The following is an 11,657-nucleotide window of genomic DNA, read 5'->3' as shown; positions in this document are numbered from 1 at the left end:
ATGAACAATAAACGACTAGTTATGAGTTTGGCAAGCTTAACCGCCATCTTAAGTGCTTGTGATTCTGATATAAAAATTGATGAACGTTATAGTCATGTTCGTGTTTATCACGACGATTTAGCGTTAGCTTGCGATAGCAGTAGCGCAGTTTCGGTAAAAAGTCATGGCTTGGCATTAATCAATGAAGCTATTGAAATTCATTGCTCACAAAAAGGCCACGATGGTTTAGCTTATCCTGAAGCTTGTGGCTCAGACACCGGCTCAATCAACATTTACACCATTCATTATGGTGATTTAGCAAGCGCCGAAAACTTAGGTTTTTCTCGGCTTGCGAATTTACCTGATGCACAATTTGATGAGCAATGTGAATACAAGGTGATTCCTGATCATCGGAAATACCATTTATTAGAGCAGCTAGTTGCTCAATCGACAAAATGGCAAGACATAGGTGCTAGTGAATACAGTTTTGAGTTTACTTATAGTTATAGCGACTGCCCTACCTTTGATGTTTTACCCTCAGTTAAAGTAACGGTAAGTGATGATAACGTGGTTTCAGCATATGATATCAATAACGAGGTGTTTTTAACCGATTTAAGCAATTATTTCACCATTGATGAACTCTATGACGAATTAGCAACGTTATTGCAGTTAACACCATTTCAAGCCGGCTTAAACGCCAGCGAACCAATGAAGTTACCTAGTTTTAATCAGTTAGGCGTACCAAGCATTTATTTTATTGATTCAGGTAGTGAAGAGTGTGATGCGATTAATTATGTTATTAATAACGTTGAGGTAATTTCTAGTAATTAAGTATATTAACGCTTTCATCAAATTATCCGTTAACAAGTGATAAGCAACAATTTATTGCTTGTTAACGGCTTTGTTTACCACTAATGCAACCACAACTCTTCTCGATTGATAGGCACACTTTTAGGTAATAACGGATTAGCCAATTTGATAATTTGGCGATTTTCAGACATAAAACCATTAACCTTTTCACCGTGAAACTTATCAAATAACAAGTCAAACTTACCATTGGCAATAATGGTTTCAAAGCCAGCAGTAATATTGTCACTTAAGGTGTTATTGCCTTTTTTTACATAAAAATAAAAGCAAACAGGGTAATTCACAATAATGTGAGGCTCAGCTATTAAATTTAACTGATACTCTTTGTTATAAATTGCCAGTTCCCTTTCTATCTCTAATAAAGATAACGGAAAATAATCAAAGCGCTTTTTATCGAGCATATAAAAAAGACCATTAAAATCAGAGCCCTTTAACGTAATAATGTTATTCGCTGCAAAAATTTTATTGTCGGTCCACGAATGAAATAAACCTGGGGTATATTTTCGCAATTGCGCTAAGGTTTTTACCTCTTTGAACATATCAATATTATCTTGATGAATAATAGAAACCCGCCAACCATTTAAGCCTTTCATGATTGGAATTGGGATCGCTTGATATTTATCAATTCTTTCATTCGTGGCATAACCAATAACAATATCAATCGCTTCACCCGCCTCTAGAAATTGAAAAGCACGCTGATGTGGAATTTCAGTTGGGTAAAGCTTTATTTGATAGGTGGTATCTGGCACATGCTCGAAGATTAATTTTAAAAGCTCGGTATGGTAATCATCTCGTTTAGGCCCGAGCCCCCAATATGTGACATCATGCGCATAAGACACTTTCACATTGAATAAAATTAACGTGACGATAATAAGCATAATGCGCAGCATAAGCGAAAAACTCCACTATTAATTCATCAATGACAAGGTAATTTTAAGTATATATCAGCAGAGACAAAAAGCCCATTGACGGCAATGAGCCTTGCTTGTGATCTTCAAGTTTATATTTCTTTAATAAACACTTTTGATTTACGCTGATAGTTATACATTTTTTGTTTACCCTCAGGCAGTTTATAGATTGGCTGTTCAAGAAAGCCCTGCTCTAAAAACCAATGCGCACTAACGGTAGTTAATACAAAAATAGAGGTTAAGCCTTGTTGCACCGCTTCTTTTTCGATTGCGTCGAATAATCTCACCCCTCGTTGACCACCACGATAATCAGGATGAATAACAACACACGCCACTTCACCCGTTTTCGCCTCAGGGTAAGGGTAGAGTGCTGCACAGGCTATAATAATGTCTTCTTTTTTAATGACCTTAAATTGCCCTATTTCCATCTCTAACAATTCACGTGAACGCTTAACTAAAGTGCCTTGCTCTTCTAAAGGTTCGATCAGCTCAAGAATACCTGTGACATCATCAATGGTCGCTGTCGATATTTGCTCTTGTACATCTTTAGCAACCAAGGTGCCGGCACCATCACGAGTGAATAGCTCTTGTAATAACGCGGTATCACTTTGGTAATTCAAACTATGACAACGCTCTACGCCGCCCTGAACACTATTTAAAATAGCTCTAAGTGCCACATACTGTTCATGTCGTTGTGGGCTGTTTAATAAACCTTTGACGGTGTTTAAATCACAACTACGGATCAACTTATTGTTACTATCTAACAAGCCTTCATGAGCGGTAAAAGTGATCAACTTGTCGGCTTGTAAAGCAATGGCGGTTTGGGTTGCCACATCTTCGGTTGATAAATTAAATACTTCGCCAGTTTTTGAATAACCCACAGGTGATAATAAAACAATAGATTCATGCTCTAACTGCGTATTAATACCGGAAACATCAATTTTTCGTACTGAGCCGGTGTGTTTGTAATCAACACCATTATGAATACCCATTGGCTTAGCCACGACAAAGTTACCGGTACTAACCCGAATTTGTGAACCATGCATTGGTGAATTTATCAGCCCCATAGTTAACAAGGCTTCAATATGAATACGCAGTGAACCCGTGGCATCTTTTACCGCCGCTAAGGTTTCACCGTCGGTGATCCGGATGTTATTTTCAAACACCTGCTCTACACCACGGTATTTCATGCGTTCTTCAATTTGCGGACGGGCACCATGCACTAAAACTAACTTAACACCTAAGCTACGTAGCAAAGCAATATCATGAATAATATTCGAAAAATTAGGATGTAAAACCGCCTCACCACCAAACATCAGCACAAAAGTTTTGCCCCGATGTGCGTTAATGTATGGTGCGGCATTTCTAAACCATTTCACCGTATTTTGATTGTTTAAATCCATGTTATTGTCACTACATTGTTCATTAATAAATTATGGCTAATAAGCGCTCTAGAAAGCACCGCTATTACTTGAATTTACAGGTAAAAAAAACGAGTAGCAATAAAGGTACTCGTTTTTTCATCATTTTATTGGTTAACTTTTATCGCTTACAACAGCTTAATGCTGTTGCGGCTAAACAATTAGCCGCGGTTAACAATATATTCCATAGCCACTTCATCATTTGGATTACGTGACGGATCACTATCTTCAATAATGTTGTCAGCTAGGCTACTTTTATCAATTAAATTAAAACCTAATTGCTTAAAGTAGTCAGGAATGTAAGTTAATACAATCACTTTCTGTAACTCAATTGACAGGGCAAATTCTAATAAATATTGCACCATCGCTTGGCCTTGGCCTTGGTTTTGGAAATTTTCATCAACCACAATTGAGCGAATTTCAGCTAAGCCGGTTTGATAAATATAAAGTGACGCACTTGCCACCACTTCACCGTCAAGTTCAGCAACAACAAAGTTTTGAATGTCGTGAATAATATTGTCACGGCTGCGGGTAAGAATTTCACCTTTTTCCGCCCAGAAAGCGACTAACTCGGCAATTTTATCAACATCAGACATACGCGCACGACGTACTGATAACGCAGCGGCACGTTGAGCATTTAAACGTTGCTTAACTTGCTTTAACGCATGTTGAATTTGTACTTTACCTGGTGCGCCAATAACTTGTGCGCTTAAGGTATCATTCTCGCCTGACTGCATATTATCAATGGCTTTTTGTACTTGAATGCGCGAAGTACCACCTAAGGCTTCACGTTTATCTAAGCACGACTCAATTGATAAATACTGATAAACGTCATTTTCAATTTTATCGCTAAATTCTTGTAATTGCGCAAGGGTAAAATCTTCTAACGCATGGCCAGCGTCAATCGCTGATAATACCGCTTCACCAACAATGTGGTGAGCTTCACGAAACGGAATATCTTTCGCTACTAAATAATCAGCTAATTCAGTGGCGTTTGAATAACCTTGTTGTGCAGCAGCAAGTGTACGTGAACGGTTTACTTTTAAACCGTCAGCTACTAATACCGCCATTTCCATTACTTCTAACCAAGTGTCTAATGCGTCAAACAAACCTTCTTTGTCTTCTTGCATATCTTTGTTATAAGCTAATGGTAAAGCTTTCATGGTTACCATCATGCCGGTTAACGAGCCCATAACACGGCCCGCTTTACCACGAATTAATTCACAAGCATCAGGGTTTTTCTTTTGTGGCATTAATGAAGAACCAGAGCTAACTAAATCGCTCATTTCAACAAAGCCCGCTTCACCTGAGTTGTAGAAAATTAAATCTTCCGCAAAACGCGACATGTGCATCATGCTAATGCTGGCACATGATAAAAACTCTAAAACATGATCACGATCAGATACCGCATCTAAACTATTTAAGGTCGCACAACGGAAACCTAAGTTTTGTGCTAATAAATCGCGGTCAATTGGATAAGCTGTACCCGCTAAAGCACCTGAGCCTAATGGCGAGGTATCAGCACGGTATAAAGCATCTTTTAAACGACCAATATCACGGTTAAACATTTCAACATACGCTAAACACCAGTGACCAAAGGTTACTGGCTGCGCACGTTGTAAATGGGTATAACCTGGTAATACCGTGTCTTTTTCACGCTCAGCTAAGTCCATCATGGCTTGTTGTAAATTCACTAACGCGAGTAATAATTCACCGCCAGTTTCTTTACACCATAACTTTAAATCCGTTGCTACTTGGTCATTACGGCTACGGCCAGTATGTAATTTCTTACCTAGGTCGCCGGTTGCTTCAATTAATTTACCTTCAACCCAGCTGTGAATATCTTCCGCATCTGAGGTTAAAATTTGCTCCGGATCAGCTTCAACTGATGCTTTTAACTCGTTAAGTGCTGCAACTAAACGTGTGTGTTCGTCTTCATTGATAACACCAACACTGTGAATAGCACCAGCCCAAGCAATTGAACCAACAATGTCTTGCACTGCCATGCGGTAATCCACTGGCAGTGAGTCATTAAACTTTTTAAATTGAACACTTGCTTCGCCCTTAAAGCGGCCGCCCCATAATGCCATGTTTAGCTATCCTTATTTTCTAAAGAAGAAGCGTCTAACTTGCTGCCCTTTTGAGAAAGTGCAGTAATACGGCTAGATAAGCTGAATAAACGGATAAAACCTTCAGCATGTTTTTGGTCATAAACATCATCAGCACCGAAAGTAGCAAACTCTTCTGAGTATAAAGAGTTAGGCGAACGACGTTGAGTCACTTGCGCAGTACCTTTATATAATTTAACTACAACATCACCAGTTAACTGCTCAGCGAATGACGCTGCACTTGCTAATTGTGCTTTAGCAAGTGGTGTGAACCAACGACCGTCATAAATAACGTGAGAGAATTCAAGACCAATTGATTCACGGTATTTTAATGACTCTTTATCTAAAATTAAGGTTTCTAAACCTTTGTAAGCAGCCATTAAGATAGTACCGCCCGGAGTTTCATAACAACCACGAGACTTCATACCCACTAAACGGTTTTCTACGATATCAATACGGCCAACACCATGCGCAGCACCTTTAGCGTTTAAGTACATTAAAGCATCATGAGCAGGCATGCTGCTGTCGCTAAAATCGTTACCATCAACAGAAACTAACTCACCTTTAACAAAGCTTAATTGCACACGCTCTGCTTCATCAGGTGCGTCCATTGGATCTACTGTCATAGTCCATACTTCTTTCGACGGCTCACACCACGGATCTTCTAACTCTCCACCTTCGTGTGAAATATGCCATGCGTTAGCATCACGGCTATAAATTTTAGTTAATGATGCGGCACAAGGAATATTACGCTCAGCAAGGTAGTTTAATAAGTCTTCGCGAGAAACCATGTCCCACTCACGCCATGGCGCAATTACGGTAAGCTCTGGTGCTAAAGCAGCAAAACAAGACTCAAAACGTACTTGGTCGTTACCTTTACCAGTACAACCGTGACATACCGCGTCAGCACCGACTTTAAGTGCAACTTCAACGTGTGCTTTGGCAATCACTGGGCGTGCCATAGAAGTACCTAATAAATATTGGCCTTCGTAAACTGCACCCGTTTTAAGAATTGGGTAAATGTAATCTTTTACATATTCTTCTTTAAGGTCAACCACATGACATTCAGTAGCACCTGAAGCAATGGCTTTTTCTTGAATACCCACTAATTCTTCTTCGCCTTGGCCAACATCGGCACAAAACGCGATAACTTCACAACCTTCATAGTTTTCTTTTAACCATGGAATGATTGCTGATGTGTCTAAACCACCTGAGTACGCTAGTACTACTTTTTTGATTTTTTTCTTTGCTGCTAAAGCCATTTTGTTATCCTTCGTCATCTTCGTACTCAACATCTAGGTTTTATTGTCTTTTAACAAATGAAAGCACTTATCAAGATAAGCTTATTCATGTGTTGTTTGACGGTTTTGCCTAAATACCAACTACTGCGATAACAATTCTGTTTAATATTAAAATTTAATTTGTATAGTTTAGTGAGGTTTTAAAAAATCACTAAACTAAATATTTACTTACCTAAAAGTGACACTAAAACAGCGTTTTGTGCCCACATTCTGTTTTCCGCTTCTTGGAACACTACTGACATTTCACTGTCAAAAAGTTCCGTGGTGATCTCTTCACCTAAATGCGCCGGCTGACAATGCATAACAACATTCGCCCCCGCTTTTTCCATTAATTGATGGTTAACCTGATACGGGGCAAATTTTTCTAATATTGCCGCCTTTTTACTTGGGTCTTCATCACCCATAGATACCCAAGTATCGGTATATATCGCATCTTGTTGACCAAGATCATCAATGTTATTACTGTAAGTAAACTGCGCGCCTGATTGCTCAACCAAGGCATGAACTTTACTTAACATGGCATCTGACGGGCCACAGCCTTCAGGGCAAATCAAGGTAAAATCAGTACCTACGGTTGCCGCCATTAACATTAATGAATTAGAAACATTATTACCATCACCAACATAAGCTAATTTTACTTTGCTAAGATCATCATAAATTTCAGATAAAGTCACAAAGTCAGCTAATGCTTGGCATGGGTGATATAAATCACATAAGGCATTTACTACTGGCACACTGGCATGCTCAGCTAAACCTTCAATAGCAGCGTTGCTAAATACCCGTGCAACAATTGCATCGGCATAACATGATAAGTTATGAGCATAATCACTAATGCGTTCACGCTCACCCAACTTGCCATTTTGCTGTCCTAAATAAAGGGCATGACCACCTAATTTATTAATCCCCATATCAAAACTTACATGAGTACGTAATGACGGTTTTTCAAAAATCATGGCAACCGATTTACCTGCTAATGCTTGTGCATAATTAGCAGGGTTGTTTTTAATATCTTTTGCTAATGCAATTAAGCCCAACGTTTGCTCTTTGTTGAGTTGATCATCAGCAAGAAAATTTTCTAAAGCTACGTTTGATAACGACATGGTAAATCCTTTCTTTTGCTTTATTCGCGGTTTGACGAAATAAGTGAATTTATGAATCAGCTAAAATGCGGGTGCCGATATTGTCACCCTTAAGCAAATTAACGATCAGCTCAGGTGACTGCCAGCTGGCAACCGCGATGCTTCGTCGTAACTGATTCGCAGCTAATAACGCTGCATTTACTTTTGCTGTCATACCACCAGCAATAACACCTTGTTCAATTAACTCGGCAGCTTGTTGACTACCCAATTCTACTAACCATTCACCATCTGCCCCTTTAACACCAGGCACATCGGTTAATAACAATAATTCTGCTTCTAATAACTGACAAATGGCAACAGCTGCATCATCGGCATTTACATTGACTAATTCACCATTGTCTAACGCCCCAATTGATGAAACAACCGGAAAAAAGCCGTTCGATAATAAAGTCGTTAATAAAGCACTTTCTTTTGGCGCAGGATCGCCAACATTACCTAAAGCGGGATCCGCTAAAGTACAACTCACCATGTTGCCATCACCGAGTGATAAACCAACAGCAGCAAGCTTGAGTTCATTTGCTTGACCAACAATCGTTTTATTAACAAAGCCAGCTAACGTGCCAGCAATAATCGGCATTTGCTCTGCTGGTGTGATACGTTTACCGTCTTTTTTCTCAGTAGTAAAACCAGCTTGTGATAATTGCGCATCAACCGAGCTACCACCGCCATGCACTAACACAACCTGTTGGTTTTCTAATTTCGCAATTTCCACCAACAAAGCTTTTAGCGCTGATGCTTTTTCAAGAATGGCACCGCCAATTTTGATCACTAAAGGTTTCATGATAATTAATTACCTTGGCCAGTTGTCATAGTGTTAGCTAACAAGCCATATTCACTTGGTAAGCCCATTACTAAATTTGCACATTGTACCGCTTGTGACGCGGCACCTTTAAGTAAGTTATCAATTGCCGTACTAACAACAACCACTTGCTTTTCTGCGTCATATTTCCAATGAATATCAGCAAATGGGGTGTAAGCAACATTGTCAATTTTTGGCCACGTAGCAGCAATACGCACTAAAGGCTTATCGTCATAAGCATTGTGAAATGCTTGGTTAACTTGCGCTTCAGTAACATCGTCTTTTAATTGCAAGGTTACCGTTGATAGTAAACCACGTTTATATGGTGCTAAATGCGGATTAAAAATCACCTGAGCATTGGCTTCTTGGCTAATTTCAGGTTGGTGTCTGTGCTGTAAAATGTTGTAAGGTGTTAAGCTTACTTCATTAAAACTGGTACCTAATGACGCTTTCCGGCCAGCACCTGAAACACCGCTAATACCATTAACAACAATTAACGAATTTTCTACATGAAGGTTGTTAGCTGTGATCGGCTTTAAACCTAATAAACTGGCCGTTGGATAACAACCAGGAACAGCAACAATATTTGAATCGGCAAATGATTCATCTAACCATTCCGCTAAACCATACTTGGCTTGTTCTAAAGCACTAAGGTTATGATGTTCAAAACCATAATAAGTTGGGTAATCTGCCGCATCTTTTAAACGGAAGCCCCCAGAAAGATCAAACACTTTCACGCCCACTTCTAAGAAAATATTCGCCCATTCAGCGCTATATTCATGTGGCGTTGCAAAAAATACAGCATCAATTGGTGTTGCCGCATTTTTGATATGTTGATCAAACCAAGCAGGTGAAAATGCTTGCAACGGTAAATCACAAACACCTTGATATTTGGCATGTAAGTCAGAAAACAATAAGCCCTCCGACGAGCTATTTTCTGATACGAGAAGGTGTGCTATCGAAATTTTATTGTGGTTAGTTAATAAATTAATTAACTCTGCGCCAACATAACCGCTAGCACCAATTACCGCAACATTCATACTTTTAACCACAAGGAAGCCTCAAAATGCAATTTTATTCAATTGTTAATTCAACGTTTTATTTCATATGTAGCTAATCTATTAGCTTACCATTTTGTTTAATTTAAGTTTATTAAACAAGTAAAACACTGTACCTAAACCACTGTCAGACATCATAGGCAGTGAAATTTAAAAAGCGTATTACAACATATCAAACTATTATCGTCGAAACATTTTTAGCATTAAATGCGCGCCTTTTACCCTATGATCCATTAAGGGAATGAAATTTAGCAAAAAGTGACTAGTTATGCAATAAAAAAGAATAAATATCTTATTCTTAGATTTTTTATTAAATAATTATTTGCACAATAAAAATCAAATAAATTTAGGGTCTGCCTATCTTTGTTTAATAATTCAGCTGAGAGATAAAATAGAAATACAATGTTTGATAGCAAAAACTATTCAACCGCCCGATTCCATAGCTTTTGATGATTTTTTACCGAGAAGTAATCATTCGGTAGCCAGCAGCGAGGTAAAATATCAAGTTCTTTACGCTCCTCAAAATTAGATACTAGCTGCTCTAGTATCTCTAATAAGCGTTTTTTACTTACTCTAGAAAAACGTTTCGCGGTTTCAACAAAATATAAGTTACTTTCTTTAATCACGTGTATATCTTGACCAAAGCTTATGAATGATAACTTTTTAGTAGCTTGCCGACATATTGGCTCTTCTGGGTGACTAGGGTAAAACTGACTCACCACTGCATATTCATAAAAGTCCATATAACTATTATCAAGTGCTTTCGGAATATAAGTAATGCCATAACCTTGTGGGAACATACCGGTAATTTTATAAAGAGCGTCAACCACTGATTGCGCACAAGCACCTCGCTCAGCATTTAAATTCAGCACATGGTAAACCTTTGGTAGAACTTTATAGTTATAGTTAGCTTTGGTTGATAAAATTATCGAAGTATATATTTGTGGAACTTTTAAAATGTTGCCAATGCCCTTTTTAGGCGAAATAGCACTTTTTAATAAACGTTTAACAAATTGATGTTTTTCTTTTTCCCGTACAACAAAGAGATTTTTTTCAGCACGCGAATTACCAACATAAACTAAACTTCCTAAACCTTCAGAAATATAGCTATGCATTTCACGAAAACTAATTTGCAATAGCGCTTTACGATCTTCCAGTTCTAAAGTCCGGTAAGGATCATCTTTACCATGTTCTCCAACTAAAATAGCCTGAGCTTCCGGATGAAAATTACCAATATCTTGCACCAATGCTGCCATAACAATAGGCAATTTAACTTGCTCAACAAACGTTTGGTACGCTTCACTATTTAACTGATTAAAGTGCTGATACCTATTATTAGGCACATCAGCAAGGTATTTCGTAATATAAGGATCGTCTAATTGGTTACTAATAATGAGTTCGTCTAACAAACGTAAACATAACACCGCTTTATAGATAGGCTTATGCCGTTCATTAATACTGGCAATGTCTTTGCCCTCGGTAGGGCTGATCAATTGAATCGTACCAAGTAACTGTGCTGATTTTCTTAACGTATCATCAAAAGTTTCGCCTTCACATAACGCCAGTAACTGATAACACACTTCACGTAAATGATGATGACGATCTAGCCCTTCAATATCCAATTTCTGCTTAAAGGTAGCTTGATTACCGGTTATTTTATCTATTTCAGCTTGTAGCGACTTCTTTTTAGCTGATGATGCTGCTGATAATTCCGCGTTCAATGCCGTGAGTTGCTGTTTAAAACTATTCAGCTCATTTTGTATTTCTGCAGAGCTAGCAAAAAACTCAACCGCACGATCAAGCACAGAGTCTTTTTGACTAGTGCGATCATTCAAGCGATTAACGAGATTTCTAACATCGCAAGTAAAATGAGAGTCGTGTAAGTTTTTTTTTGCCATCGCCGAAATATAATGCATCCATGAATTATTTTTCAAAAACAAACTCTTGATAAAAAAGGATTTTTATGAAAAACGAATACTAAATATAGTTTAAGACTAATCACTAACACACAATTAATCAACAAATACCTGTACCATTAACAAAATGATAACATCCATATTAACCACCGACGGAATAC

Annotated in this window: 9 protein-coding genes; 1 reads left to right on the top strand and 8 read right to left on the bottom strand. The window is 38.3% G+C overall.

Going from position 1 to position 11,657, the window contains the following annotated elements; genetic code table 11:
• Positions 1-810 (top strand): DUF6174 domain-containing protein, encoded by an 810-nt coding sequence (locus ACSLUO_RS14045; RefSeq protein ID WP_448249385.1) that lies wholly within the window; start codon positions 1-3, stop codon positions 808-810.
• A gap of 80 nt (positions 811-890) precedes the next feature.
• Here the strand turns inward: ACSLUO_RS14045 and ACSLUO_RS14040 are convergent, their stop codons facing one another.
• From ACSLUO_RS14040 to ACSLUO_RS14005, 8 genes are all read right to left on the bottom strand, one after another.
• Positions 891-1,736: a substrate-binding periplasmic protein gene (locus tag ACSLUO_RS14040; RefSeq protein ID WP_448249384.1), complete on the bottom strand. Its 846-nt coding sequence runs from the start codon at positions 1,734-1,736 to the stop codon at positions 891-893.
• Positions 1,737-1,846: 110 nt separating this feature from the next.
• Complete coding sequence (argA, locus tag ACSLUO_RS14035; RefSeq protein ID WP_448249383.1) at positions 1,847-3,157, bottom strand: amino-acid N-acetyltransferase; 1,311 nt, start codon at positions 3,155-3,157, stop codon at positions 1,847-1,849.
• A 179-nt stretch (positions 3,158-3,336) separates the two neighbouring features.
• Positions 3,337-5,265, bottom strand: coding sequence for an argininosuccinate lyase (gene argH, locus ACSLUO_RS14030; protein WP_448249381.1), 1,929 nt, complete (start codon positions 5,263-5,265; stop codon positions 3,337-3,339).
• A gap of 2 nt (positions 5,266-5,267) precedes the next feature.
• The gene (locus ACSLUO_RS14025; protein ID WP_448249380.1) at positions 5,268-6,545 is read right to left on the bottom strand and encodes an argininosuccinate synthase; all 1,278 of its coding nucleotides are present in this window, start codon (positions 6,543-6,545) and stop codon (positions 5,268-5,270) included.
• A gap of 203 nt (positions 6,546-6,748) precedes the next feature.
• Positions 6,749-7,684, bottom strand: coding sequence for an ornithine carbamoyltransferase (locus ACSLUO_RS14020; protein WP_448249379.1), 936 nt, complete (start codon positions 7,682-7,684; stop codon positions 6,749-6,751).
• Positions 7,685-7,733: 49 nt separating this feature from the next.
• Positions 7,734-8,504 carry an acetylglutamate kinase gene (gene argB, locus ACSLUO_RS14015; RefSeq protein WP_448249378.1) on the bottom strand — a complete coding sequence of 257 codons (771 nt, stop codon included), beginning with the start codon at positions 8,502-8,504 and terminating at the stop codon, positions 7,734-7,736.
• Positions 8,505-8,509: 5 nt separating this feature from the next.
• Positions 8,510-9,562: an N-acetyl-gamma-glutamyl-phosphate reductase gene (gene argC / locus ACSLUO_RS14010; protein WP_448249377.1), complete on the bottom strand. Its 1,053-nt coding sequence runs from the start codon at positions 9,560-9,562 to the stop codon at positions 8,510-8,512.
• Between the two features lie 437 nt (positions 9,563-9,999).
• A complete protein-coding gene (locus ACSLUO_RS14005) occupies positions 10,000-11,514 on the bottom strand; it encodes a hypothetical protein (protein ID WP_448249376.1) in 1,515 nt (504 codons plus the stop codon).
• Between the last annotated feature and the right edge of the window lie 143 nt (positions 11,515-11,657).

The sequence above is a fragment of the Thalassotalea agariperforans genome (genome assembly GCF_053470345.1).
Note: the sequence above shows the minus strand (reverse complement) of the source record. Positions and strands in the feature narration are given on the sequence as shown.